General features: G+C 70.2%; 22 protein-coding genes and 5 pseudogenes. 12 read left to right on the forward strand and 15 right to left on the reverse strand.

Features of this window, described 5'->3' with window-relative positions; translation table 11 throughout:
• Window positions 1-6 precede the first annotated feature (6 nt).
• The 3 genes and pseudogenes from QQS16_RS39640 to QQS16_RS39650 form a co-directional block, all read right to left on the reverse strand.
• The gene (locus QQS16_RS39640; protein WP_286067488.1) at window positions 7-2,316 is read right to left on the reverse strand and encodes a beta-L-arabinofuranosidase domain-containing protein; all 2,310 of its coding nucleotides are present in this window, start codon (window positions 2,314-2,316) and stop codon (window positions 7-9) included.
• Between the two features lie 262 nt (window positions 2,317-2,578).
• Window positions 2,579-2,788: pseudogene (locus QQS16_RS39645) on the reverse strand (AbfB domain-containing protein); the annotation flags it as partial.
• 653 nt (window positions 2,789-3,441) lie between these two features.
• Window positions 3,442-4,272, reverse strand: a complete 831-nt coding sequence (locus tag QQS16_RS39650; RefSeq protein ID WP_286067489.1) for a helix-turn-helix domain-containing protein — start codon at window positions 4,270-4,272, stop codon at window positions 3,442-3,444.
• A 237-nt stretch (window positions 4,273-4,509) separates the two neighbouring features.
• On the opposite strand from QQS16_RS39650, the gene QQS16_RS39655 reads away from it, so the two are divergent.
• Complete coding sequence (locus QQS16_RS39655; RefSeq protein WP_286067490.1) at window positions 4,510-4,905, forward strand: MmcQ/YjbR family DNA-binding protein; 396 nt, start codon at window positions 4,510-4,512, stop codon at window positions 4,903-4,905.
• Window positions 4,902-5,270 carry an MmcQ/YjbR family DNA-binding protein gene (locus QQS16_RS39660; protein WP_286067491.1) on the forward strand — a complete coding sequence of 123 codons (369 nt, stop codon included), beginning with the start codon at window positions 4,902-4,904 and terminating at the stop codon, window positions 5,268-5,270. Before QQS16_RS39655 ends, QQS16_RS39660 begins: the two co-directional genes overlap by 4 nt.
• Before the next feature lie 309 nt (window positions 5,271-5,579).
• Here the strand turns inward: QQS16_RS39660 and QQS16_RS39665 are convergent.
• Window positions 5,580-6,295 (reverse strand): annotated as a pseudogene (locus QQS16_RS39665) (ABC transporter ATP-binding protein).
• Window positions 6,292-7,404, reverse strand: coding sequence for a peptidoglycan-binding protein (locus tag QQS16_RS39670; protein ID WP_286067492.1), 1,113 nt, complete (start codon window positions 7,402-7,404; stop codon window positions 6,292-6,294). Before QQS16_RS39670 ends, QQS16_RS39665 begins: the two are co-directional and overlap by 4 nt.
• A 62-nt stretch (window positions 7,405-7,466) precedes the next feature.
• Between QQS16_RS39670 and QQS16_RS39675 the strand changes: the two genes are divergently transcribed.
• Window positions 7,467-8,174, forward strand: a complete 708-nt coding sequence (locus tag QQS16_RS39675; protein WP_286068140.1) for a sensor histidine kinase — start codon at window positions 7,467-7,469, stop codon at window positions 8,172-8,174.
• Between the two features lie 225 nt (window positions 8,175-8,399).
• Here the strand turns inward: QQS16_RS39675 and QQS16_RS39680 are convergent, their stop codons facing one another.
• From QQS16_RS39680 to QQS16_RS39690, 3 genes and pseudogenes are all read right to left on the reverse strand, one after another.
• A complete protein-coding gene (locus QQS16_RS39680; RefSeq protein ID WP_286067493.1) occupies window positions 8,400-8,627 on the reverse strand; it encodes an aldehyde dehydrogenase family protein in 228 nt (75 codons plus the stop codon).
• Between the two features lie 181 nt (window positions 8,628-8,808).
• A pseudogene (locus QQS16_RS39685) lies at window positions 8,809-9,242 on the reverse strand (oxidoreductase C-terminal domain-containing protein); the annotation flags it as partial.
• Window positions 9,243-9,380: 138 nt separating this feature from the next.
• The gene (locus QQS16_RS39690) at window positions 9,381-10,034 is read right to left on the reverse strand and encodes a TetR/AcrR family transcriptional regulator (protein WP_286067494.1); all 654 of its coding nucleotides are present in this window, start codon (window positions 10,032-10,034) and stop codon (window positions 9,381-9,383) included.
• A gap of 132 nt (window positions 10,035-10,166) precedes the next feature.
• Between QQS16_RS39690 and QQS16_RS39695 the strand changes: the two genes are divergently transcribed.
• The 4 genes and pseudogenes from QQS16_RS39695 (at window position 10,167) to QQS16_RS39710 (ending at window position 13,508) form a co-directional block, all read left to right on the forward strand.
• Complete coding sequence (locus QQS16_RS39695) at window positions 10,167-11,177, forward strand: hypothetical protein (RefSeq protein WP_286067495.1); 1,011 nt, start codon at window positions 10,167-10,169, stop codon at window positions 11,175-11,177.
• A 542-nt stretch (window positions 11,178-11,719) separates the two neighbouring features.
• Window positions 11,720-11,838 (forward strand): annotated as a pseudogene (locus QQS16_RS39700) (alpha/beta hydrolase); the annotation flags it as partial.
• 246 nt (window positions 11,839-12,084) lie between these two features.
• Window positions 12,085-12,846 carry a helix-turn-helix domain-containing protein gene (locus QQS16_RS39705; protein WP_286067496.1) on the forward strand — a complete coding sequence of 254 codons (762 nt, stop codon included), beginning with the start codon at window positions 12,085-12,087 and terminating at the stop codon, window positions 12,844-12,846.
• A gap of 74 nt (window positions 12,847-12,920) precedes the next feature.
• Window positions 12,921-13,508: an SgcJ/EcaC family oxidoreductase gene (locus QQS16_RS39710; RefSeq protein ID WP_286067497.1), complete on the forward strand. Its 588-nt coding sequence runs from the start codon at window positions 12,921-12,923 to the stop codon at window positions 13,506-13,508.
• 25 nt (window positions 13,509-13,533) lie between these two features.
• Here the strand turns inward: QQS16_RS39710 and QQS16_RS39715 are convergent, their stop codons facing one another.
• Window positions 13,534-14,979 carry an FAD-dependent monooxygenase gene (locus QQS16_RS39715; protein WP_286067498.1) on the reverse strand — a complete coding sequence of 482 codons (1,446 nt, stop codon included), beginning with the start codon at window positions 14,977-14,979 and terminating at the stop codon, window positions 13,534-13,536.
• 156 nt (window positions 14,980-15,135) lie between these two features.
• On the opposite strand from QQS16_RS39715, the gene QQS16_RS39720 reads away from it, so the two are divergent.
• Entirely contained in the window at window positions 15,136-15,741 is a 606-nt protein-coding gene (locus QQS16_RS39720; RefSeq protein WP_286067499.1) for a TetR/AcrR family transcriptional regulator, read from the forward strand.
• Between the two features lie 89 nt (window positions 15,742-15,830).
• Here the strand turns inward: QQS16_RS39720 and QQS16_RS39725 are convergent, their stop codons facing one another.
• Complete coding sequence (locus QQS16_RS39725; RefSeq protein ID WP_286067500.1) at window positions 15,831-16,022, reverse strand: hypothetical protein; 192 nt, start codon at window positions 16,020-16,022, stop codon at window positions 15,831-15,833.
• 836 nt (window positions 16,023-16,858) lie between these two features.
• Between QQS16_RS39725 and QQS16_RS39730 the strand changes: the two genes are divergently transcribed.
• From QQS16_RS39730 to QQS16_RS39745, 4 genes are all read left to right on the forward strand, one after another.
• Window positions 16,859-17,698 carry a helix-turn-helix transcriptional regulator gene (locus tag QQS16_RS39730; protein WP_286067501.1) on the forward strand — a complete coding sequence of 280 codons (840 nt, stop codon included), beginning with the start codon at window positions 16,859-16,861 and terminating at the stop codon, window positions 17,696-17,698.
• 275 nt (window positions 17,699-17,973) lie between these two features.
• Complete coding sequence (locus QQS16_RS39735) at window positions 17,974-18,567, forward strand: TetR/AcrR family transcriptional regulator (protein WP_286067502.1); 594 nt, start codon at window positions 17,974-17,976, stop codon at window positions 18,565-18,567.
• Window positions 18,568-18,672: 105 nt separating this feature from the next.
• Window positions 18,673-19,410 (forward strand): NADPH-dependent F420 reductase, encoded by a 738-nt coding sequence (locus QQS16_RS39740; RefSeq protein WP_286067503.1) that lies wholly within the window; start codon window positions 18,673-18,675, stop codon window positions 19,408-19,410.
• A gap of 241 nt (window positions 19,411-19,651) precedes the next feature.
• A complete protein-coding gene (locus tag QQS16_RS39745) occupies window positions 19,652-19,942 on the forward strand; it encodes an NAD(P)-binding domain-containing protein (RefSeq protein ID WP_502963992.1) in 291 nt (96 codons plus the stop codon).
• Between the two features lie 104 nt (window positions 19,943-20,046).
• Here QQS16_RS39745 and QQS16_RS39750 read toward each other — a convergent pair.
• From QQS16_RS39750 to QQS16_RS39775, 5 genes and pseudogenes are all read right to left on the reverse strand, one after another.
• Window positions 20,047-20,361: pseudogene (locus tag QQS16_RS39750) on the reverse strand (transposase); the annotation flags it as partial.
• Between the two features lie 119 nt (window positions 20,362-20,480).
• On the reverse strand, window positions 20,481-20,768 hold the full coding sequence (locus tag QQS16_RS39755) for a hypothetical protein (protein WP_286067504.1): 288 nt from the start codon (window positions 20,766-20,768) through the stop codon (window positions 20,481-20,483).
• A 435-nt stretch (window positions 20,769-21,203) separates the two neighbouring features.
• Window positions 21,204-21,644 (reverse strand): pyridoxamine 5'-phosphate oxidase family protein, encoded by a 441-nt coding sequence (locus QQS16_RS39765; RefSeq protein ID WP_286067506.1) that lies wholly within the window; start codon window positions 21,642-21,644, stop codon window positions 21,204-21,206.
• Window positions 21,645-21,692: 48 nt separating this feature from the next.
• Window positions 21,693-23,186, reverse strand: coding sequence for a DHA2 family efflux MFS transporter permease subunit (locus QQS16_RS39770; protein WP_286067507.1), 1,494 nt, complete (start codon window positions 23,184-23,186; stop codon window positions 21,693-21,695).
• A gap of 97 nt (window positions 23,187-23,283) precedes the next feature.
• The gene (locus tag QQS16_RS39775) at window positions 23,284-23,769 is read right to left on the reverse strand and encodes a MarR family winged helix-turn-helix transcriptional regulator (protein WP_286067508.1); all 486 of its coding nucleotides are present in this window, start codon (window positions 23,767-23,769) and stop codon (window positions 23,284-23,286) included.
• Window positions 23,770-23,783: the final 14 nt, after the last annotated feature.

The following is a 23,783-nucleotide window of genomic DNA, read 5'->3' on the forward strand; positions in this document are numbered from 1 at the left end:
CGCACCTTAGTTCTGCACGATGCGCCACCGGTTGTCGGCAGTGCCGTTGTCCGAGTCCTGGACTGCGAACGCGCCGACAGTGGTGGAGTTGTTGGCGATGGCGAGCAACTTGCCGCTGTTCACGTTGCGGATCTTGTACGTCCCGTCTCCCTGGTCGAGCAGCGTCCATTTGTGGTCGGCGGTACCGGTGTCCGACCACTGCAGGACGGTCGCGCCGTCCGTCGTGGCCATGTCCTGGACGCCGAGCACTTTGCCGCTGTGGGCATTGCGGAAGCGGACCGCGTTTCCGTCGGTGATCATTTGCCAGTTGTGGTCGGCGGTGCCCGAGTCGGTCCACTGCAGAGCGCGGGCACCGTCGGCCGTGGACATGTTCAGGATGCCCAGCACCAGACCGCTGCCCACGTTGGCGAGACGGACGGTGCTGCTGCTGGTGTTCCAGTAGACGGTGTAGTTGTGGCCATGCGCGTCGTGGAACGGGCCCAGGTTGACGGTAGAGCCGTTCGCGGTGGCGGTGAAGGCGAGCGAACTCGTGCTGGTCCGTGTGATCGAGGACGTGTTCAGCGACGGGAGGGAACTGAGTGAGGAGTTGCCGTAGTTGCCGGACAGGACCACCGGGCCGTAGGTGATCGCGGCGACGTTCGCGTTGTCGTTGGCCGCTCGCATGACGATCCGCATGGGCAGGCGGACGGAGACCGTGTCGCCGGAGGTCCAGGAGCGGGTCAGGGTGGCGTAGCTGCCGGGCGTGGTGCTGATGTTCTGCGCCGTGCCGTTGACGCTGACAGTGGCCCCGGTGGTCCAACTCGGGATGCGGATGCGCATCGACCAGGTTCCGCTGACGTTGCCGGTGACCTGCAGGGCCGTGGTGTCGCTGACGGGGTATGACGTGGTCTGGGTGACCGTGATGCCGCGCTGTGACCAGTTGAGCACCGAGGGCACGAACATGTTCACGATCAGCGTGTTGTCACTACGGAAGTAGATGGAGTCCATCAGCCTGGTGTGCATCTCCAGGCCGGTGCCCTGGCAGCACCAGAAGGTGCCGTAGTCGGTGCTCCAGGTACCGCCGCCCCACGCCGGGCCCACACCGCGTCGGCCTCCCGGGTTGAGTGGGGTGAAGTAGGTGACGTGGCCGTGGTCGTCGGCCGGGTTCTGCTGGCCGATCATCTGGTTCAGCCATGCCCGCTCGTAGTAGTCGAACAGCGCGGCCCGGTTCGGGTCCAGCGCGAACAACTCCCGGGTGAGGGTGAGCATGTTGAAGGTGTTGCAGCTTTCGCACGTGTCCTGGTTCAGGTATCCGGCGATGGCGTTCGGGGCGCGGAAGTGCTCCGCCTGACTGTTGCCGCCGATGGCGTAGGTGTGCGAGTTGACGCAGATGTTCCAGGCGTTGGTGGCGATGTCACGGTAGCGGGTGGTGCCGGTGGCCTTGTACTCCCGGGCGGCCCCGATCCACTTGGGTACCTGGGTATTCGCGTGCAGTCCGTTGAGCTGGTCCTGGTTGGACGCCAGGGGGTCGAATACCGCGGCGTGGTCGAACCGCCGGGCGACGGTGAGCCACCGCGCGTCATTGGTCTGCTGGTAGAGATCGGTCAGCACGGTGTTCATGCCGCCGAACTCGGTTCCCAGCATGGCTTGCATCTGCTGGCCGCTCAGCCGGCCGGTCCGCCAGTCGACCCATCCCGCCAGGGCAAGCAGCACGTCACGGGCTTGTGTGCTGCCGATGTGGCGCCATACGTCCAGCAGGCCGACGAGGGTCTTGTGGATGGTGTAGTACGGCACGTTGCCGTTGCTCAGGGTCCGCTGTTCAAGAGCGGTGAAGTCGGACTCGGGGTAGCCGGAGAGGTACCCGGAGCTGAAGCCGGCGGCGCTGTTGTTGGCCTGGCATTTGGCCAACTCCGCGACCATGTGGTTTGCCTTGTCCCGGCAGGTGGTGTCCCCGGTCACGGCGTACAACTGTGCCCATGCGGTGAGGAAGTGCCCTTGGACGTGGCTGCGGAAGGGGAACGTCGGCCCGTCCCAGCCGCCGTTGGCAGCCGCGCCGTTGGTGGCCAGCCGGTGGTTGGCGCGGAAGTTGTACAGCAGCCGGTCGACATCGACGAACCGCAGGTAGTTCCGCGTGCGGTTCTGGTTGTCCAGCCACCGGCTTGCGGTGAGCCGGACCTGGTCGAGTTCGAAGGGGTGCGCGGAGACTCCGATGTCGGCTCGTGCAGGAGGGATGGCCGCTCGGGCGGGAGAACTGCCGAGGAGGGATCCGGTGGCGGATGCGGCGACGGTGGCTCCGGCTACTTGCAGGATGCGCCGTCTGCTGACGGAGGAGGACATCTCGGACCTTTTCCGTGAGGGGAGAGTGATTGCCTGGTCATTGGGGCGTTGGGTCACATGTCGACGGTCGGGTGGTACTCGTCGGGCGTTGGACGGCTCCGCGCGTTGGTTGCCTCGCGAGGGAGAAGCGGCTCAGGCGGGCGCGGTCATGGGACCGGCGTACGGCGGGGGCATCAGATAGTGCTGAGACAGCGGCCGGATTCGTGACAGTCCCCGCCGAGATCCACACAGCGTCCTTTTCTGCGCGGGCCCGGGGTGGGCGTCAGTACCAGACGGCGAACGTGGCGTCTGCACTGTCGGGGACGGTGGAGATCGGATCGATGCGCAGCACGTGCTCGGGGTGCCGGATGTAGCTGTCCGGGTAGTTGTACGAGCGGAACGACGACCAGGGCGAGTCGGCGAGCGCGGGTTCAGAGAAGGTGGCGTCCTGGGCGAACCTCGTGGTGCCGTCGCTGAGAGGCCGAAGTGCGTACCAAGGCCGTTCCGTGACTCGGTGAAGTGGCCCATGACGAACGCGGAGCCCGTCTGTGGCGCTCGCGGACTGGCTGCCGATGGTCAGCCCGCCGGCCATGGGCAGCGGCACGGCCGCGGCCATGCCGTGGAACAGCCGGCGCGACGCGAGGGGGGTTCCGCTCATCTCGTGTCTCCAGGGGGTCAAGGCCGGGGAAGCGGGCGCACCGAAAAACCTTCCGATCGATATACCGAACGCCGTTCGGTAAGCGGTCAGACGCTAGGAGAGTGAATACGCGCCGTCAATGGTCCTGTCAGCATTCGGCGCGGATTGGGTGGACGCCTCTGCGTCCAGTGCGGACTCGGCCCTCTTCGGCACCGGACTCGGGGCGGGCTGCTCGTCAGATCCAGGGATCGGCAGCGGCTCAGGTGGCCTCCTCGCGCCACAACCCGGCGGTGAGCGTCGCCGACAGCGGTGACTTCGCGGTCCTGGCCCACAACTTGAACACCTACGCCCTCGAGGACAGCAGCAGCGAAGGGGCGCCTGGAACGCTACCGAGGCGTACGTGCTGATCGGCGGTGACCGGCACATCGTGCACTTCTACTGGGCGTTCACGCAGACCGCGAAGGGAGCCGGCGCCTCCTGACGGGCAAGGGCCCTCCGCCTGCTTTCCGTCACGGGTCGGTCCTCGCTGCGCGGGCGGCGAAGGCGGCCGGGGTGAGGCCGGTGCGGTCGTGGAAGAAGCGGCCGAAGTTCGCGGGGTCGGTGAAGCCGAGGTGGACGGCCACCGTCCGAGCGTCCCACCGGGCACCTCCCAGCAGGCGTCGGGCTTCAAGGAGGCGCCGCTGGTCGATGAGTTCACGGGCTCCCTTGCCGGTGGCGTCCCGGGCGGCACGGCTCAGGGTGCGGACCGAGCAGCCGAGCAACTCGGCATAGTCCGCAGCTTGGTGGAGCTCGCGAAAGTGCAGCTCCACGGCGTCCAGGAAGCGCCCGTACCTGTCGGCGCGGCTCGTGCCGGCCGTGGCCGTGCCGATGGGGGCGATGCCCGGGGAGTTGGCCAGGCGCAACAGCAGCGATTCGAGCAGGCTGCGCCGCAGGGCGTGGTGGACGTCGAGGGGGCGGCGCCCCAGTGCACGGTGTTCGTCCAGGAGTTGGAGTGCCGTCTGCTGGAGCCAGGCGGCGTCGTCGGGGTGCGGGCTGAGCACCGCAGGGGCCTCGTGCGCGGTCAGCGGGGCCAGGAGACGGGCGAGGTCGGGCCGCAGCACGTCCGGTTCGAACAGGATGAACGGGCCCCGGGCCGCGCCGGGCGGATGCCAGCACTGCGCGTGCCCGGGACGCACCCACAGCCACTGGCCGGGGGCGACGGTCCGCGTGACGTGATCGACGTCGTGCCGCAGCTCACCGTCGGTGACCGCGATGAGGTAGTGGAAGGTGGCACGGCCCGGACGGGGCGGGTTCCACGGCCAGTCGTCGTGCTGGGCGAAGAAATCCTCGACGGTACTCACCTCAAGGCCGTACGGAGTACCGACCGGGGGCTGGAAACCGTACAGCGGAACCGCGCCCGGTCCGGCCGCGGTTCCGCCCGGGGCGGGGTGTCGCTTGTCGACCATCACGTGTCCGCAGCCTACCGCCCTCTTTGTCGGCCTCGCGGGAAGGATGAGACGTGGCACCGCGCCCGCGCGGCGCGCCCTCCGTCTCTTTCGACGCCGCAGCCCGTCACCACCTGAGGAAGGCAACGCCCCATGAACGGACCGGACCTGCACAAGACCGCCGCCGACTGCGCGGAGGAACTCCCCGGAGCCCAGCTGGAGCACCCCTTCGGCCCCGACTGGGAGGTCTTCAAGGTACGTGGCAAGGTGTTCATGCTGATGACCGAAGTCCCGGGGCGTCCCGTCGTGATTCTCAAGGCGGACCCCGGCGAGGCCCACGCCCTGCGGGAGCAGTACAGCCACATCACCCCCGGCTACCACATGAACAAGAAGCACTGGATCACCCTGGAGAGCGGAGAAGGCGTCAACAAGGAGCTCATCAGGGAACTGGTCACCGACTCCTACCGGCTCGTCGTCGCCCACCTGCCCAAGGCCGAGCAGCCCGTCGACCCGCACACCTACGGCACCGGCGCACGGGCGGCCCGGTGAGCGCGGCCGGTGACCGCCTCCAGGACACCGCCCGCCAGGCGGCACTGGCCCTCCCCGACGTCAGCCACGGATACCCCTTCACCCCGGGACTCGACGTGTACAAGGTCGCGGGCAGGGTGTTCCTGATCGTCACCGACGACCCGGACGATCAGATCATCACGGTCAAGTGCGAACCCGAACACGCCCGCGCTCACGTACGCGGCCACGCCTCGATCACACCGGGCCGCTACCTCGACAAACGGCACTGGATCTCGCTCGGGCCTGGACCCGGCATCACCGAGCGGCGGGTCACCGACGCGGTCGAGGATTCCTACGACCTGGTCGCCGAGCGGCTGCCACGACGCGACCGCCCCGGTGCCCGATGAGCGCCGCGAGCTGCCCCTGGCGGCCCGTGGACGGGCCCAGGCCGGTGGCGTGGACGTGGCCGCGCTCGGACCCGCCCGCCCTGTGGGTGTTCCCCCACGGGGCGTGGCGGCGGGCCCCCGTCACCGCGCGCCGGGACTGGCCGGACGGCCGCACCGTCTACCAGGTCCTGTCCGATCCGGTGCGCGAGCCCCGTTCACCGAGAAGCCCGGCGTCCTCGGCCGGTACGGCGCCGCTCACCCGCAGCACGTCGGCGGGGCTCATCCGGGCCGGTCGGGGCCGCGGACCGGGTGCGTGCCGGACGGATCCCTTCACCGCTCCGCCCCGGACGTGAGGGCCGCCGGCTCCCGGCGGGCGAGGGCCGAGTCGTGCTGGATCCGTCCGTCCTTGAGCCGCACCTCGCGCGGCAGGGACGCGGCGACATCCCGGTCGTGCGTGATGACGACGACCGTGGTGCCCGCCCCGTTCAGCTCGTGCAGCAGCTCCAGCACGGTCGCGCCGGACCGGGAGTCGAGCGCGCCGGTCGGCTCGTCCGCCAGCAGCAGTGGCGGATCGCCGAGCATCGCCCGGGCGATCGCGACCCGCTGCTTCTCACCGCCGGAGAGCTGGTGCGGCTCGTGGTACAGGCGGTGCCCCAGACCCACCCGGCGCAGTGCCACCTCGGCGAGCCGACGCCGCTTGGCGCGCGGAGTTCCGCTGTACAGCAGCCCGTCGGCCACGCTGTCCAGCACCGGGATGCCCGAGGTCAGATGGAACTGCTGGAACACGAAACCGATCGTGCCGGCGCGCAGCGCCGACAGCTCGCGGTCGCTCAGCTCCTCGACGGCGTGACCGTCGACCCGGACCTGCCCGGAGGTCGGGCGGCTCAGCGTGCCCATGATGTTGAGCATGGTCGACTTCCCGGACCCGGACGGCCCCACGATCGCGACCAGTTCACGCGGCCGATCACCAGATCCGCGTCGGCCAGCGCGACGACCTCCCCGTACCGCTGGGAGACGCCCGTCAACTCGACGACGTGAGGCGTCACTTGGGCACCCCCACGGTCATGCCTTCCCTGATGCCCGAGCCCTTCACTTCGACCAGGCCGTTGGCGAACATCCCCAGCTCCACCGGGACCATCTCGCTGCCGCCCCCGGTGACCGGCGCCTCCAGGGCGTAGCCGCCGCCCGGCCGGGCCATGAGCGCGTTGACCGGCACCGCCAGTACGTCCCGGCGGCTGTCGGCCTCCAGGATCACGTCGACGGAGGCGGCCTGGTAGCGGCCCAGTTTCTTCTGGTCCTTGATCTTCAGCTGGACCGGAAGGGTGGCTTCGTCCGCGCCCTGGCTCTCGCCGCCGGCTCCGGTTCCGGACCCGGCCGAGCCGTTGCCCGGGGTGCCGATGTCGGTGACCTCGCCCACCACGGTGCTGCCGTCCGGGAGCCGGACCGTTGCCTTGGAGCCCTCCTTCACCAGGGCCTCGTGCTGCGGGTCCAGGTCCATGGAGACGATCCGCTCGGTGCCCGTCCAGGTCAGCACCTCGCCGCCGGCGACCGCGCCGGGCGAGGTCTTGAGCTCCGTGACCCGCTGGGCCCCCGACGCGACCACGGCGTCCCCGGGCCCAACGGTCCCGGTCTGCTCGGTGTTGAGGTCGTCCTGCCATTCCTGGACCGCCTGGGCGGTGGCCGAGGTGTACTCGTCGTTCACCTCGAAGCCGTCATAGCCCAGAGCGGCGAGATTGCGCTCCAGCATCCGCACGTCGGTGCCCTCGCTGCCGGGTTCCAGCGTCCGGTAGAAGGGGATCGACCCGTACAACAGGGGGACCTTGCGCTCGTTGACCCGGTAGACGGCGTCGCCGCGTTCGAGCATGTCGCCCTCGCCGGGGACCCAGGTGACGAACTCGCCGTCGGCGGCGGCCTGGCTGTCGCCGCTCTGCCCGGCCTGCCCGGACGGGGCGGCGGCGGAGCCGTCGGTGACGGCGGTCGGCTCGCCGTGGCCCAGGGTGCCGTCCACGGTCTCGGTGCTGGTCAGGGTCATCTGCCGGACCGTCGTCGTCGCGGCCGGCCCGTCGGGGGCGGCCTGCGCCGTCGGTCCGTCGTCACCGCTGAACGTGCCGGTGGCGGCGAGTCCCGCCGCGGCGGCCACGGCGATGGCGATCACCAGCACGAGGGCCCTGCGGCGGATGCGGCTCCTGCGACACCTTCGACGAGCTGCTCGCCCGCCTGGACGCCGCCTTCGACGCGCAGAGGCGGTTCGTCGCCAACGCCTCACACGAACTGCGCACCCCGCTGACCTTGCAACGTACGGTGATCGAGGTCGCGCTCAGCAATCCGGACCCGGACGTGAAGGCTCTGCGGGCGGTGTGCGAGCGGACCCTGGCCATCGGAGAGGACCAGAACCAGCTGATCGACGCGCTGCTGACCCTGGCGAGCAGCCAGAGCGGGGTCTTCCGGACCGAGCCGCTGGACCTCGCCGAAGTCGTCACCGACGTGCTCGACGACCTCGCGCCCACCCGCCCCGAGGACGTCACCCTGGACGTCACGCTCGCCCCCGCCGCGACCGAGGGCAGCACCAGCCTCGTGGAACGGCTGCTGACCAACCTGGTCGGCAACGCCCAGCGCTACACCCGTCACGACGGCTGGATCAGGGTGACCACCGGCCTGGACGGCGGGGTGCCCACCCTGCGGGTCGTGAACAGCGGACCGGTGGTACCCCGGGAGGCCATCCCTTCGCTGTACCAGCCCTTCCAGCGGCTCGGCCACCGCTCCGCGCGCGGTGACGGCCACGGTCTCGGGCTGTCGATCGTCGCGGCGATCGCCAGCGCCCACCGGGCCCGGATCACCACCGAGCCGGGACCGGAGGGCGGACTCGACATCACCGTCGCCTTCCCCCGGCGCAGGGACGAGCCACACGGGATGCTCGTGCCCTGACCCGGCCGGCGAAGGGCACCTGACGGGCAAGAGCCCGGGTCAGGTCAGGCTGTCTTCTCGTGCGTCCGGGAGAAGCCCGGCTTCCTGGGCGGGTACGGCACCAGAAGGTTCTCCGTGCGGAACGTACATCGCTACCGGGAGGAACTCACGCGGCTGCGCGAGAGGTTCGGGGAGAGCCACCGACTCGACACCCTCGACAACGGGTCGTTGTGTCCCAGTATCTCCTTACTGTCGTCGCCACTTTCCTGCGGGCCACTCGTGCCGGGCCGCGGCGATCGCGTCGAGCATGTCCTCCCGGCCGGCGTCGGCGACCTTGCCCAGAACGGTGCCGTCCGCCGGGTTGAGAACCTCGAACGTGGCGCTGCCCGCGGCGCTACGGAGCTCTCCGTCGATCAGCAGGCGCTCCTCGTGCGGAGACGCTGTCGACGGCGGACCTGATGGAGTAGTGGACATCGTCTATCTCCTCATGTGGGGGGCTGAAGTTGTCGAGGTGCGGCACGGAGCGGCTCGGGAGGCTGAGAATGGCCGGACTCCGTTGGGCGGTGCGTGCGCGAGCGATCCGCGTCGCGCCCGGCGTATGTGTGCCTGATCAGGCAAAGCGTCCCCCGGCCGCCGCGTTCTCGTGGGGCGTGGGTCAGGACTCCCCTGCGAGGACCGCGGTGCGCACGGTGTCGTGCCATGTCGCGCCCGCGGCGATGGCCTGACGCCGCCACTGGCGGATCGCCTTGGGCGGCATACCGACGGCGAGAGCGCCGGTGACCCGGTCGCCGGTGCGGTAGGCGGCGACGAAGCGGCGCTCGGCCGGGTCGCCCTCCACGACGGCCACCTCGTCGGGACCGCGCAGATAGCCGTACGCCTGGATCTTCATGTCGTACTGGTCGGACCAGAAGTACGGCACCGGCGCGAACGGCTTGCCCGCCTGGGGGCGAGGAGGTTGCGGGCGGCGGCCATGCCCTGTTCGGCGGCGTTGGTGCGGTGCTCGATCCGCATCGAGGCGGCGAACAGCGGGTTGTACCAGCGGGCGACGTCACCGGCCGCGTAGACGTTCGGGGCGGCGGCGCAGTACTCAGTGGTCTGACAGAAGGCGCACCGACGGCAGTCGAGCGCAGCGTGAGTAGGTTGAATCGGCTGACGAGGATAACGGCCGGGCGCACCGGCATGTTCCGGATCTACTGTTCGTCCAACGGATGCACCAGTGGGTCACCTTCACGGCTGGGTGCGTCGCTCGGCGGCGTCGAACGCGGGTGCGAGCGGGGCCAGCGCCGCGCGGAGCCGGTCGGGCAGTGAACCGGAGGGCACGACCAGTCCTCGGGCGTCGAAACTCCCGGCGGCCTCTGCGTTCCCGGTCGGCCGGAGCCAGCCTTCCAGCGCGATGCGAACGGCCGCGGCCACGCTTGCCGCGAGAACGCGGGCCGTGTGCGCTTCGGCCTCACCTATGCGTTCGGCGATCACCGCCGTGAGAGGGGGCCCGATGCCGGCGGTGGTATCGAGGAACGCGTCGCGCAGCGCGGTCTGGGTGGTGATCAGCAGCAGCGCGTCGTGTGCGCGCTCGCCGGTGTTCGTGTACTGCTCGACCACTGCTTCGGTGACGGCGTCGGCCAGGCGCACTCCTGCGGGCCGGGCCGCGACCGCCGCCGCGATCCGCGCTTCCCGGTCCGCGGTAACAGCTGAGACGATCGCCTGCTCGCGGCTGGCGAAGTAGTTGTTGTAGGTGCGCGGCGAGACCCCGGCCGCTTCGGCGATGTCCTCGACCCGCACCTGGTCGGGTCCGCGCTCCACGGCCAGGCGCAGCGCCGCCTCGCGCAGCGCCTCGCGCGTGGCCTGCTTCTTCCGCTCCCGCAGTCCTGGTGGTGTCGTCACGGTGTCAGCGTTCCATACAGGCCTGCGTGCCCGCAAAGTTGCGTACGCGCAAACTTGCGGGCACGCATTTTTCCTGTCAACCTCGACCCGACCGAGACCGACAGAGAGGCCGTCCCGATGCGAGCAAGAGGAATGACCTACGACACCGGATTTGTCGTGCACGGCCAGATATCCCGCGAGCACTTCGACCCCGCGGTGGTCCGTCGCGAGCTCGCCATCATCCGCGACGACCTGCACTGCAACGCGGTCCAGATCATCGGCGGCGAACCGGGCCGACTGGAGCTGGCAGCCGGTGCCGCCGCCGAACTCGGCCTGGAGGTCTGGTTCTCTCCCTATCCGCTGGAGCTGGATCCAGAGCGGATCCTCACGCTCTTCCGCGACTGCGCCGAGCGAGCGGAACGGCTCCGGCAGCAGGGTGCCACAGTCGTGTTCGTCACCGGGGTCGAGCTGAGCGTGATGAACCGCGGGTTCCTGTCCGGAGAGAGCCCCGAGGAGCGGGTCGAGCAGCTGATGAGCCAACCCGAGCGGCGGGCCGAAGCGATGCGCGAACTCGGCGTGCGCATCAACGCATTCCTCCGCGAGGCCGCAGCCACGGTCCGCGAGCACTTCCAGGGCAAACTCACCTACGCATCCATCCAGTTCGAGCAGGTCGACTGGACTCCCTTCGACATGGTGACATTCGAGCTGATCCGCTCCGCCGAGGTCGCCGACCGGTTCCGGGACGCGGTGCGCACCCTGGCCCAAGGCCCGAAGCCGCTCGCCGTCACCGGGTTCGGCACCGCGGCCTACCGCGGCGCCGGAGACCGCGGTGGGCGGGTGCTGGAAGTGGTCGAGCACGACCCGCAGACCAAGGCCCCTCTACGGCTGAACGGCATACACGAGCGTGACGAGGCCGGCCAGGCCGCATATCTGAGCGAGCTGCTCGAGATCTTCGAGACCGAGGGCGTGGACAGCGCGTTCGTGTTCTTGTTCGCCTTGCCTGGCTACCCGCACCGCCCGGACGGAGACCCCAGGGACGACTTGGACCGGGCCGGGCTGGGCATCGTCAAACTCCTCGAAGGGCGCCGGGGGCAGACCTACCCCGACATGGAATGGGAGCCCAAGGCCGCCTTCACGGCGGTGGCGCAGCGGTATCGGAGGTGACAGACCTCGCACACAACGACCACGGCTCGGGGTCTGCACTGCGCCGCAGTGCAGACCCCGAGCAGAGGGAAGCGGTATTCCCGAGCAGAGGGAAGCGGTATTCGCCGAACTCGCCGCATGCCTCGCGCCGGTCTGCCGCCGCCGCGACCTGCGGGCCAACGGCGTGTTGTACGTGCGCGGGTCACTGATGCAAGGCGTTGCGGGCAACTGCTGGTCGATCACGGAGGCGGTCGGCCTGGACCGGCCGTACCACCTGCACCACCTGCTCGAACGCCGCGATCCTCACGCACGCCTTCTGGAACGGACGTCGCCGGACCCGAACGGCTCGATGCCCGCTCCCAGCACAAGCACGCCCTCGAACGTGAAGGCGGCGAGGGCCAGGAGGCGGCGTAGCCGTGTCGGACCCGCCACCCGAGCCGGAGCCGCCGCCCCTGTCGTGGTCCTTGCCCAGGCGGTGGCCTTGTTGCTGTCGGCCGCCTACAGGGCGCGTCGGATCGGGTCGAGGGCCAGGCCGTTGGGGAGGCCGTCGGTGGGCAGGGTGCGATCTGGCGCTGCTCGGCCGTCGCAGCTTCGCTGTCGACCTGCCCGGGCACGGCTTCGACGCGCGGTACCCGGCCGCCTACCAGGCCCGCAGGACCTCGAAGCTTGGGCGGCCCCACCGTTGATCCAACCTGGGTGATCACCGACCGGCCTGTTGTGAGATCCGTGTTCACCGACATCGAAATCTTCCAGCAGACGCTCGTGGCCAGCGGGCTGCCGCCTGTGCTCAGCGGGCGGCACAACAGCGGGTAATTCCGGGCCGCATCGTCGCACGCGACCTCGGGCCTCTCAAGCTGCTCGAACTGGTCACGCCCGAGGGCGAGTGCTTCCGGGACGCTCGTTGCGTCCGCGCCGACGACGAGGAGCTGTGGCAGATCGACCTGGTGACGCGGGGACTAGCGCGCGTCGAGCAGGGCCGTGGCACCGCCGATCTCGGGCCGCCGACCTGGTCCTCATCGACCCGGCGCGGCCGGTACGGTTCGCCAGCACCGCCAGCACGCACGTGACCATGCTGGTGCCCCGGCGGGAGCTGCGGCTCCGCCCCGGCGACGCCGCCCGCCTGGCCGGAGTACGTATCAAAGGCGACCGCGGCCCGGGGGCGCTGGTGTCCTCGCTGGCGCGGGACATGGTCCGGTCGCTGACCGGGTTCCGGGCCGGCGAGGCGGACCGGTCGGCGGCCGCGGTGATCGAGCTGATCTCGGTGGCACTCGAGGCCCAGCTGGGCGACGCGCGCCCGGGCCCCGACGAGGCGCTGCGCGATCGCATTCTCGGCTACATCGAGGCGCGGTTGTCCGACCGGGATCTCACCCCGGCCAGCATCGCCGCGGCCCACCACACCTCCGTACGCCGGCTCCGCAAGCTTTTCCAGGACCAGCCGCTGACCGTCGCGGCCCTCATCCGCCAGCGCCGCCTGGAGCGGTGCCGCGCCGACCTGGCGCGAAGCGACCGGACGGTCGCAGCTGTCGCCACGCGCTGGGGATGCGCCGATCCGGCGCATTTCAGCAGGCTCTTCAAGGCCACGTACGGCTACAACGCGGCGGCACTGACGTCCAGCAGGGGTGCGCAGACAGTCAAGGCGCCCACCGCCCGGCCCGGCGAGGATGGTGGCGTACACGTCATAGAAAGGTGATCGTATGGAACCGTCGGTCGAGGCGATGAGCGCCATTCCCGGCCGGATGTACGAGGCTTGGAACCGCGGGGACAATGTATGAGGCTTGGAACCGCGGGGACGTCGCCGGTTTCTTCGCCGAGGACGCCCTGTTCGCGGAGCTCGAGGGAACCATCTACCGGAGCCGCTCGGGAGTCATCGCGGCGCACGAGGAGATCCTCGGCACGGTGATGAAAGGTTCCCAACTGGTGCGGGGGGAAGTGGCGTTCGCCCGGATCGTGAGCCCGGGCGTCGGCGTGCTCCACAGCCGCGTCGGCATCCTCATGCCGGGCGAGGAGGAGCCGCCGCCGACACGCTTCTCCATGCAGCTTTTCGTCACGGTGTGGCGGAACGACCGCTGGGCCGTTGTGGCCCTGGAGAACGCGCGCCTGCTTTCTCTGGAGACCATGGCTGCCCGGATCAGCTCGGTCGTGAGGCGCGGCGCCTCTCGACTGACGTGCCCCCGCGACGCCGGGAACGCCGGGATGACCCAACCGGGAAGGTCTAGTGCCGTGGCAGGCGACGTTCGCCCCGTGGCGACGCCCGGCACGCCCTCTCGCCGCACCGGCCGAAAGCCCAAGTACATCCAGTACGAGGGCTTCCGGCCGGCGCGCCGAGAGCACGCACCGGACGCCGCTCCTTGACGGGCAAACGTTGCCTGCCGCGGCACTAGCTCAGATACCGGGCCACTGCCTCCTCGATCCTCGTCCCGTCCGCACTCTCCGCTGCCCAGGCCACGTATCCGTCGGGCCGTACCAGGACAGTCGTCCGGCGGTTGCCCGCCCAGCGCTCCACGGTCAGCCACTCCTCACGGACTCCGAGGCCGTCGTACGTCCCGGGGGTGATCAGCGCGAACCGGCCGCCGCGCAGCGCCTCGTAGAGCCGGCCGCTCTTCAGGGCGACGTCGGGGACGCGGGTGCCGGTGAGTCGGTGGGCACCGCGGGGGGCGGGGTAGGCGTAGCCGATTCCGGTGATCTGACCCAGGGCCTTGCGCTGGAGGGGCGGGGTCATGTCGACGAACCCGGAGACCAGGGCGCGGGCGGCGCGCAGGAGCGGATTGCGCGCTCGGGCCAGCCGGACCAGTCCGCCACTGCTGCGCAGCACCGCCTTGCCGACCGGGTGGCGCTCGGCCTCGTAGGTGTCGAGGAGCTTTTCGGGCGCCCGGCCCTGGACGGCTGCGGCGAGCTTCCAGCTCAGGTTGGCGGCGTCCTGGAGGCCGGTGTTCATGCCCTGCCCGCCGGCCGGGGAGTGGATGTGCGCGGCGTCCCCGGCGAGGAAGACCCGCCCGACCCGGTAGTGCGGTGCCTGGCGCTCGTCACTGTGGAAACGGGAGAGCCAGCGGGCGTCGTGCATGCCGTAGTCGGTGCCCAGGGCACGGCGGGTGATCTCCTTGACCTCGTCGAGATCGAGCAGGGCGTCGTCGGAGACCTCGTTGCGGCGGTTCCAGCCCATGACGCGATACCAGCCGTCGCCGAAGGAGGCGATCATCGCGAAGGCGTCGCCGCGGCCGTTGACGGTGAGGACGTCCTCGGGCTTCTCGGCCAGCCGGACATCGGCGAGGATCAGCGACTTGATGACGGAGACACCGGTGAAGTCCAGGCCGACCGCCTCCCGCACGGCGCTCCGATGCCCGTCGGCGCCGACGACGTAGGCCGCTCGGCGGGTGACGACCGCCCCGTCCGCGCCGCGCACGTCGAGGTCGACCCCCTCGTCGTCCTGCCGCAGCCCCACGACCTCGCTCTCGTACGCGAATTCGACCCCAGCCTCCCGGGCCCGCCGCTCCAGGAGCCGCTCGACCTCGTACTGCGGGGTGATGAGCAGGAACGGGAAACGCGAGGGCAGCGTGCTCAGATCGAGGGAGAGTCGGCGGAAGAGCCGCAGGCGGGTGATGGTGTCGCCGGTGGTGAGGAGTTCGTCGGCGAGTCCGCGGGCATCGAGTTGCTCCAGGGTGCGGGCGTGCACCCCGAAGGCGCGGGAGAGGTTGCTGGTCTTGCGCGGCCGCTTCTCGACGAGGGTCACGGTGACACCGGCGGTGGCGAGGTCACCGGCGAGGAGAAGGCCGGTGGGGCCGGAGCCGACGACGATCACGGTGCGGTGGGTGGCGGTTCTGTTCATGGTGGCCTCCTGTTGTCGAGCTTGTTTGTCCTCGCCGATTGCCAACGCCTGTTTGCCAACGCTTGTTGGCGAACATAGTGAGGCATGGAAGGGCTGTCAACAGTCGTTGGCAAACAACTGTTGGCGACTCGCGCCTGTTCGCCTACGCTTGTTGGCATGAACGGCGACGACACCACCTCCACGGTTCCCGGCCCCGGCCCCGGCGCCGCCCGCCGCTCCGACGCCACCCGGGGTGCGATCCTCGCCGCGGCCCGCGAGCGCTTCGCGACCGACGGCTACGAGCGAGCCACCATCCGCGCCATCGCCAAGGACGCGAACATCGATCCGTCGATGGTGATGCGGTACTACCGCAACAAGGAGGGCCTCTTCGCGGCGGCCGTCGCCATCGACCTGCGGCTGCCGGACGTGAGCGGGGCGGACCGCCAGCAGGACGCGGGGCGGATCCTCGTCGAGCACTTCCTCGACATGTGGGAGGACAACGAGGTCCTCACCGCCCTGCTGCGGGTCGGCGTCACCAACCAGGCCGGGGCGGAGCGCATGCAGGACATCCTGCGGGACCAGCTGTTGCCGGTCGCGCGGCAGGTCTGCCCCGACCCCGGGCAGGTCCCGGCACGGGCGGCACTCATGGCGTCGCAGCTGCTGGGGCTGGCGCTCACGCGGTACGTGCTCCGGATGCCGCCGGCCGTGGGTCTGGCACGGGCGGAGATCGTCGCATGGCTGGCACCGACGATCCAGCGGTACCTGACCGCGCCGAGTTCCTGACGTGTTCACCGGGGCCACGGGACCGGTAGGGCGCTGGAAGGCTGCCGCGTGAACGTGGGACGCGGTGAGGCCGTGTCCGCGTTCGAGTACTACACCGAGTTACGGAAGTTGTCCGTACCCGAGCCGTTGGCACCCTCGCATGAAGCACCGCGCGCACCGACCATGACCTGGGCGGGATCCTCGGCGGTGAACCGAGCCCGTACGAGGAACAGTTGCCGATGGCCGTCCTCGACCTCCAGACCGGACGGAGGACGCCGTAGCTCGGCCTCCATGATCTCCACGGCGAAGAAGTCCGCACCACCACCGGCCTCGCCACACCTCTACGACGGCAGACCACAGTTCACGGTCTGCCACGGCCGGGCCAGTGCTCCAGCGGGCTGCCGTCCTTCTCCCGGTCAGGCCGAGGCTGAAGAGCGCCGCCGGGCTGAGGAGGTGGGACTCTCGGCCGGGGTAGCCCCGCCTGACAGGAGGCGTTCGAAGACGGGCGGTCCGGTCACCGGCCCGCCCCGGTGACCACGTCGCCGAACGTGGCCGTCAAGCGCTGCCCATCCGATCCGCCAGGCAGGCGAGGTAGAGGGCCATGGTCGGCGTCTGCGCCGATCTGGGTATATCTGTCTACCGGGCCCGCAGCTACGCCGTGTACGCCTCGGCCTGGTGCGCGAGCAGCCCGATGCGAAGGAGCTGATCGTCGAGCGCGCCAGGTTCCTCCGCGACGTGGTGGCCAACGGCTCCTACGACGGCGTCCTCGCCATGATCAGCGGCAGCTGACCGACCTGTCATGCCCGACGCGGAACAACAGCACGCGGGCGGGCCGTGTGGGGCCAGATCGTGGGCGAACGCGAGCTGGAGCCGCCGCGGGGAGGTCCTCGCCCCAGACGCGGACCGATCAGGAAGTGCCTTCGGCTTCGCCCCGGTCGTCGCACTCGAGGCTACCGGCTCTTTCCGGACAGCAGGTGATTCCCCAGCGGGTCATGCAGGCCCGGTGACCATCGGGTCTTCCGGCTGCGCGCGCCCTCGGCGTCGGCCGTATGAGCGGCTTCATGGGTGTGGGGGAGGGGGCTCAGCCATGGATCGGCGGTCTCTGGATAGGCGGGCGGGTTGCGGTGAGGATGGGGCCATGGACAAGAGGGAACTGGCGGCATTCCTGCGCCACCGCCGGGAGATGTTGCGGCCCCGCGACGTCGGGCTGGTCGAGGGGCCGCGCAGGCGTACGCAGGGGCTGCGCCGTGAGGAGGTCGCGCAGCTCGCCGGCATGTCCACCGACTACTACGCCCGGCTGGAACAGCAGCGTGCTCCGCAGCCCTCCGTACAGATCACCGAGGCTCTCGCCCGGGCGCTGCGGTTGACCCTGGACGAACGCGACCATCTCTTCGTCCTCATCGGCCACAACGCCCCGGCCCGCTTCCACCGCTGCGAACATGTCAGCCCGACGCTGCTGCGGGTCCTGGACCGTCTGGACGACTCCCCGGCCCTGGTGCAGACCGACCTGGTCGAGACCCTCGCGATGAACCCGTTGGCCGTCGCGCTGCTCGGTGACCAGACCCGCCACACCGGTCTGGCCAGTAGCGGCTACTACCGCTGGTTCATGGACCCGGCCGAACGTCTGATGGTTCCCGAGGAGAGTCGCGAACGCCACGGCCGCGCCCAGGCAGCACGCCTGCGGGCCGCACTGACAGCCGGCAGCGACACCCCCCGAGCCGCCCGCATCCTCGCCGAACTCCAGAAGCACAGCCCTGAGTTCGTCCGCATGTGGGAACTTCAGGAGGTCGCCCGACGCTACGACGACTGCAAGACCATCCTCCATCCCGAGCTCGGCCGCATCGACGTCGACGCCCAGCTCCTGTTCACCGAGAACCGCGCCCAGACCCTGGTGGTGCTGACCACTCGCCCCGGCACGGAGAGCCACAGCAAGCTCCAACTGCTCTCCGTCATCGGACACCAGCAGCTCACCCCCTGATGTCCTGGACCGGGGACCGGGGACCGGGGACCGGGGACCGGGGACCGGGCCGGGCTCGGCGCGGGAGGGGCCGGACAAGGGCGCCCTGGAACGGTGCAGCTCGCACGGCATTTGCCCGGCGCTCTACGGCCAGATATGTCGGCCCGCTGCGCTGTCCGAGCCTCGTGGTCGGGCCGCCGGTTTGACCGGATGCTGCCTCCGCTTTACTCTCGAAGGTATATGGAGGCAGCATCCGTTTTGATGCGGCCGCAGGATCACGGCGGACGGGAGGGCGCATGCACGCCAATGGACAGCGGGGACGCAAGCCCCGCGCGGACGTCCAGCGCAACCGCGCCGCCCTCCTGGAGACCGCGCAGCGTCATTTCCTGCGGCACGGCGTCGGTACCTCCCTCGAGGCGGTGGCCAAGGAGGCGGGCGTCGGGCCGGGCACCCTGTACCGGCACTTCCCCACCCGGGAGGCGCTGCTGGCGGCTGTGCTGCAGACGCGCTCCGAGGAACTGGTGGCCCGCCAGGCGGACATCGATCAGCTCGGCGACCCGGCCGAGGCGCTGGAGCAGTGGCTGCGGGCGATGGAGGAGTACTTCAGCGCCTTCAGCGGGCTGCCGGACCCGCTCATGGCCGCGGCCCGGGCGCAGGACCCCGGCAACCCGCTCACGATTCCCTGCGACATCCTCATCGAAGCCACCGACCAGTACGTGCGAGCCGCGCAGCGCGCGGGGCGCGTGCGCGCGTCGGTGCAGGGTCACGACCTGTTCCTCGCGGCCTGTTCCGTCGCCTGGATCAAGGGCACCGGCACCGAGGAGGAGTCGCTCGACCGGCTCCGCACGCTCATCGCGAGCGGCTACCGCGAGCGGGACGTCCAGGCGTAACCGCCAGGCACCCCGCCCCGACCCCCGCAACGCCAGGCGGCACCACCGCACGGCCACCACATCCCGCTGCCCTCAGAGGCAGCACAACCTCCGAAGGAACAAATCATGAAAATTACTGTCATAGGCGCCGGTGTCATCGGCGGGAACCTTGCTGCCAAGCTCAGCGCGGCGGGGCACGACGTCCAGGTGGCCGACGCCCGCGGCCCCGAGGCCGTCCGGGCGGAGGTGCTGGAATCCGGGGCCCGCGCGACGGACCTCGCCGACGCCGTCCAGGGCCGGGACGTCATCGTCCTGGCCATCCCCTTCGGGGTGGCGGGGGAGCTGGCCGGCCTGTTCGCCTCGGTCCCCGCCGAGACGGTCGTCATCGACACCTCGAACTACTACCCCGGCATGCTCAGCGAGCCGATCGAGGCGGTGGACAACGGCCAGGTGGAGAGCGTGTACACCGCCGAGCTGCTCGGCCGCCCCGTGGTCAAGGCGTGGAACGCCGCGCTGGCCGAGACCCAGCGGACCAAGGGCGTTCCGGCCGGAACGCCCGGCCGCCTCGCCATCCCCGTCGCCGGCGACTCCGAGGAGGCGCGGAAGGTGGCGATGAGCCTGGTGGACGACACCGGCTTCGACCCCTACGACGCCGGCACCCTGGCCGACTCCTGGCGCCAGCAGCCCAACAGCCCCGCCTACTGCACCGAGCTGCCCCTGGACGAGCTGCCGGCGGCCCTGGCGGCGGCCGACCGCGTCAAGGACGCGGCCATCCGCGACAGCCTCCCGGAACGCTTCGCCGCCCTCGGTGCCAATCCCAGCGTCGACGACGTCGTCGAGATGAACCGCGCCGCCCACCGCTGAGGCACCCGACGGGGCTCTCGTACACACAACGGCACGAGAGCGGCAGCGCCGGTACGCCGCGAACACACACGACGAACACGAAGAGCGGCGCTCACTTCGGCAAGGCCGCCATCACCCACCCACAGCACCGCGTCCGCGGTCCGCCGCAGCCCCGGTCGCGCCGCAGGGACCAAGCCCCGGAATCCCGGTCACCGACACCGGGGCTCCGTTCCGGGCAAGGAGTTTCACCCTGAAGATCGGCATTCTCGGCACCGGGAACATCGGCAAGACGCTGACCAGGCGGTTGAGCGCGGCCGGACACGAGGTGAAGGCGGCCAATTCGCGCGGCCCGGAGACGATCGAGGCGGACGTACTGGCCTCGGGCGGACGTGCGGTGACCGCTGCGGAAGCCGTAGTGGACGTCGACGCCATGATCCCCTCGGTGACGGTCTTGCCGGAGGACCGGACCAGCGCGACCGCGTCACGCTTGAACTCCTCCGAGTACCGCCTGCTGCGGTTGCTCTTACTTCCCACCTGGCACTACTTCCTCTGAGAACCTCACGTCCCAGTCTCCAGGTGTCCAACATCAAGGGGAAGCTTCACGTTGAGCGTCAGTGCCAGATGAGTTGGGGGCGTTGTTCCGGCGAGTGGTTTGGTCAGGACCTCCTCGCCCAAGTGCATCCCAGCGGCATCGTGGTGAGCGCGCATGGCAGTGGAGTCGACGCTGACCAGGGACAGGGCCACCGCATCCCGCTTCGCGGCCTCCGTGATCAGGCCCTCCAGCAGGGCCTCGAAGACGCCGGCGTCACGCCAGTGACGGAAGCGGTTGTGGACGGTCGACCAGGCGCCGAACTCGGCCGGCGTCTCCCGCCACTGCCCACCGGTGCTGAACCGCCAGACCGCGCCCTCGAATTGCTGCCGCAGCCGCTCGGGGTACCGACCGTACTCGCCGATCGGCAGGTGCGGCCCGATGAAGTTCTACTCCGCATCCGTCAGTTGCATTCGCGGCACGCAAAAAACTCCCCCTCCCAGGCCACGCCGTGAGGGCGAAGTCCGGGACTGCCACCGTCGGCCATCGAGTCGAACCAAGATCAGCCGAGACCGCGATGGGCAGCCCACAAGGCGCCGGCGCGGCTGGCAGCGTCTGAGACAAGGGCCGCCAGTTCGGGCTTGTCGGGGACAGGGAACGACACGTACGCGCCCCGACCACCACCGACTGGTCGGCCGTAGGCCTTCACCGCGAGGTGACCGTCCGGGAGAAGCCGGACGTTGAGTGTGGTCAGCGTGAACGCTTCACCGCGTCGAGTGTCCGTCCAGCGAAGCGCCTGCGGGATCGTGACGTTGATCGCCAGAGCACTGACTTCCAGATCGCTTCTCATCGACGGATGATCTCACGCGAGACACCGCAGGCGGCCGCCATCGGCTTCGAGCCTTTCTTGCCCTGGTCCACAGACATCCCACGCGGGTAACTCGTCAAGCGGCTTCCGCAGGAAGGTTGGTCACCGAGTCGATCGCGCAGCGCGACCAGTTCGAGGTCGTCGGCGGGATGGTGCGGGCGGCCGGCGCCCGGCGGCCACGGCACGGCCGGGGACGCCCGCGTGCCGGCCGGGTGCGCGACCGCCGGCCACGGCCGCACCTGCCCAGCTCGTCCAGGACCAGACGGTGGAGCTTTGCCCAAAGGCGGGCCTTCGTCCACTCAGTGAACCGCCGGTGCGCTGTCGGCCGTAAGCGGCGCATCCCGGAATCGGTCAGTCCCCGCTCCGCCTGCGCTGACACCGATCCCTCCGCGATCCGGCGTACGCACTGAGTAGTCCTCAGTCCTGGGCGGGAATGTCCAGGGCGGTCCCGTACAGGCGGGAGACCCGGATCAGGATCGTCACGCGCCGGTCGGGCAGCGGTTGCTCGCCGGGGGCCGCTCCGTCGGCCGGGTCCACTATCTCCGCCTCGCCCTCCGCGACGGCGAACGACCAGATGTCCGGGCCGCTGACGTGCAGTGAGGTGTGCGGGTCGCGGCGCAGCTGGCGGACCTTGAGGCGGTCGGCGGTGGAGGAGACGCGCAGGATGCGTTCCTGGGCGTTCCAGTCGTAGAGGACGGTCGACAGGTGCGGGTGGCCGGTGCTTCTGACGCTCGCGAGTACGCCGAACCGCTGCTGCCGCAGCAGTTGGGAGAGTTCCTGGTCGGTGAGGACCCGGGGGGCCGGGCCGTCGTTCTGGGTGGTGCCGGTGGTGGTCTGGGTGGTGGCGTTCTCGCTCATGGGGATCAGCCTTTCGGTGGTCGGGGCGGGGGTGGGGGAGAGGGCGGGTCAGACGGCTGCGGAGTGGGCGGGAGCCGGCGTGTCGGCGGCCGACTCCTTGGCGGCCTGGCACTCGGGGCGGCGCAGCATCGTGAGGGCGACGGCGAAGGCGATGACCAGAAGTCCCGCACCCACCGCGAAGGCGAGCCGGTAGCCGCCGGTCAGTGCCTCGGCCGCCGTCCGGCCCTGCGCCGCGAGGCTCTCGGTGCGGGAGGCGGCCAGGGTGGACAGGACCGCGACGCCCAGCGCCATGCCGATCTGCTGGGTGGTGTTGAACAGCCCGGACGCGAGACCGGCGTCCTCCTCGCTGGCGCCGGACATACCGAGTGTGGTCAGCGCCGGCAGCGCGAGGCCGAAGCCCGCGGCGAGCAGCATGACCGGAAGGAGGTCGACGGCGTAACCGGCCTGCACGGGAAGGCGGGCCAGGAGGGCGAGGAGACCGATGAGGAGCAGGATGCCCGCCAGCAGGACGTTGCGCTCACCGAAGCGGGCGTTGAGACGCGCGGAGACTCCCAGGGAGACGGCACCGATGACGGCGGCTGCCGGGAGCATCGCGAGGCCGGTCTCGGCGGCACCGTATCCGAGCACCTTCTGGAGGTACAGGGCGATGAGGATCTGGAAGGAGAAGAGCGCGGCGACCATCAGGATCTGCACCAGGTTGGCGGCCAGGACGCTGCGCGAGCGGAAGATCCGCAGCCGCATCAGCGGGTTCTTCGCGGTGGCCTGACGGACGAGGAACGCGGCGAGCAGTACGGCGGCGAGGGCGCCGAAGCCGAGGGAGCGGCCCGAGGTCCAGCCGTACTCCCCGACCTTGACGACGGTGTAGATGCCCAGCATCAGACCGGCGGTGACCAGAACGGCCCCGAACACGTCCGCGCCCGCCTTGAGGCCCAAACCGACGCCACCGGGCAGGACGCGTACGGCGATCGCGAGGACGGCGACGCCGATCGGCAGATTGATGAAGAAGATCCAGTGCCAGTCGAGCGCGTCGGTGAGTACGCCGCCGAGGACCTGGCCGATCGACGCGCCCGCCGCGCCGGTGAAGCTGAAGACGGCGATGGCCCGGGCGCGCTCCCTGGGCTCGGTGAACAGCGTCACGAGGATGCCCAGGCTGACGGCGGAGGCCATCGCGCTGCCGATGCCCTGGAGGAAGCGGGCGCCGATCAGTACTGCCGGCGAGGTGGCCACGCCCGCCAGCAGCGAGGCGGCGGTGAAGACGGCGGTGCCGGCCAGGAACATGCGCCTGCGACCGATCAGGTCGCCGAGACGGCCGGCCAGCAGGAGCAGGCTGCCGAACGCGATGAGGTAGGCGTTGACGACCCAGCTGAGGCCGGTGGGGGTGAATCCCAGGTCGTTCTGGATGGCCGGCATCGCCACGGTCACGATGGAGCCGTCGAGGATGATCATCAGCATCCCGGCGGCGATGACGCCCAGGGCGAGCCGGCGTGAGCGCCGGGCGGCGGGAGGAGCGGGCGGCGGGGCGGAGTCGGTTGCGGCAGGCATGCGGTCTCTCCTGTCAGTCGGGGCGACAGGAGAGACCGTAGCAGATGGTTTTGTTGCAGACTATTTTTTTCGGACTTACTTTGACCCGCTTCCCCGTCTATCTGGACTGGCGCGCCCTGCGGGCGGTGCGCGGGGCCTCGACGGGGGTTGCCAGCCTGTCGTCGACCAGGTGATTCAGGGCCCGCAGGAGGGCCTCCCTGTCCCCCTCGGGAAGCGTCGCCAGGGCGTCGCGATGCACGCGGTCGACGATCTTCTGACTCTGCTCGGCGACGCGGGCGCCCTCGTCGGTGACAGCGATGATCCTGGCCCGCCGGTCCGCACTTGAGGGGCGGCGCTCGGCCAGACCTGCCTTCTCCAGGGCGTCCACCGTCACCACCATCGTGGTCTTGTCCATGTCGCCGATCTCGGCGAGCTGGATCTGGGTGCGCTCCTCCTCCAGGGCGTGGACGAGCACGCAGTGCATGCGGGCCGTCAGACCGATCTCGGCGAGGGCGGCGGACATCTTGCTCCGCAGGACGTGACTGGTGTGGTCGAGGAGGAACGACAAGTCCGGTTCGGTGCGGGCGGGCGTCATGGCGGTCATGCCTGTCAGCGTAG

It is taken from the genome of Streptomyces sp. ALI-76-A (genome assembly GCF_030287445.1).
Classification (GTDB): Bacteria; Actinomycetota; Actinomycetes; order Streptomycetales; family Streptomycetaceae; genus Streptomyces.

Coding starts and splice junctions, on each gene's coding strand:
- QQS16_RS39730 (WP_286067501.1), top strand. CDS start 16,859: ATGGACAAGAGGGAACTGGCGGCATTCCTGCGCCACCGCCGGGAGATG.
- QQS16_RS39695 (WP_286067495.1), top strand. CDS start 10,167: ATGACCTACGACACCGGATTTGTCGTGCACGGCCAGATATCCCGCGAG.
- QQS16_RS39740 (WP_286067503.1), top strand. CDS start 18,673: ATGAAAATTACTGTCATAGGCGCCGGTGTCATCGGCGGGAACCTTGCT.
- QQS16_RS39765 (WP_286067506.1), bottom strand. CDS start 21,644: ATGAGCGAGAACGCCACCACCCAGACCACCACCGGCACCACCCAGAAC.
- QQS16_RS39755 (WP_286067504.1), bottom strand. CDS start 20,768: ATGAGAAGCGATCTGGAAGTCAGTGCTCTGGCGATCAACGTCACGATC.
- QQS16_RS39655 (WP_286067490.1), top strand. CDS start 4,510: ATGAACGGACCGGACCTGCACAAGACCGCCGCCGACTGCGCGGAGGAA.
- QQS16_RS39735 (WP_286067502.1), top strand. CDS start 17,974: ATGCACGCCAATGGACAGCGGGGACGCAAGCCCCGCGCGGACGTCCAG.
- QQS16_RS39715 (WP_286067498.1), bottom strand. CDS start 14,979: ATGAACAGAACCGCCACCCACCGCACCGTGATCGTCGTCGGCTCCGGC.
- QQS16_RS39640 (WP_286067488.1), bottom strand. CDS start 2,316: ATGTCCTCCTCCGTCAGCAGACGGCGCATCCTGCAAGTAGCCGGAGCC.
- QQS16_RS39770 (WP_286067507.1), bottom strand. CDS start 23,186: ATGCCTGCCGCAACCGACTCCGCCCCGCCGCCCGCTCCTCCCGCCGCC.
- QQS16_RS39720 (WP_286067499.1), top strand. CDS start 15,136: ATGAACGGCGACGACACCACCTCCACGGTTCCCGGCCCCGGCCCCGGC.
- QQS16_RS39710 (WP_286067497.1), top strand. CDS start 12,921: ATGTATGAGGCTTGGAACCGCGGGGACGTCGCCGGTTTCTTCGCCGAG.
- QQS16_RS39775 (WP_286067508.1), bottom strand. CDS start 23,769: ATGACCGCCATGACGCCCGCCCGCACCGAACCGGACTTGTCGTTCCTC.
- QQS16_RS39680 (WP_286067493.1), bottom strand. CDS start 8,627: ATGTCCACTACTCCATCAGGTCCGCCGTCGACAGCGTCTCCGCACGAG.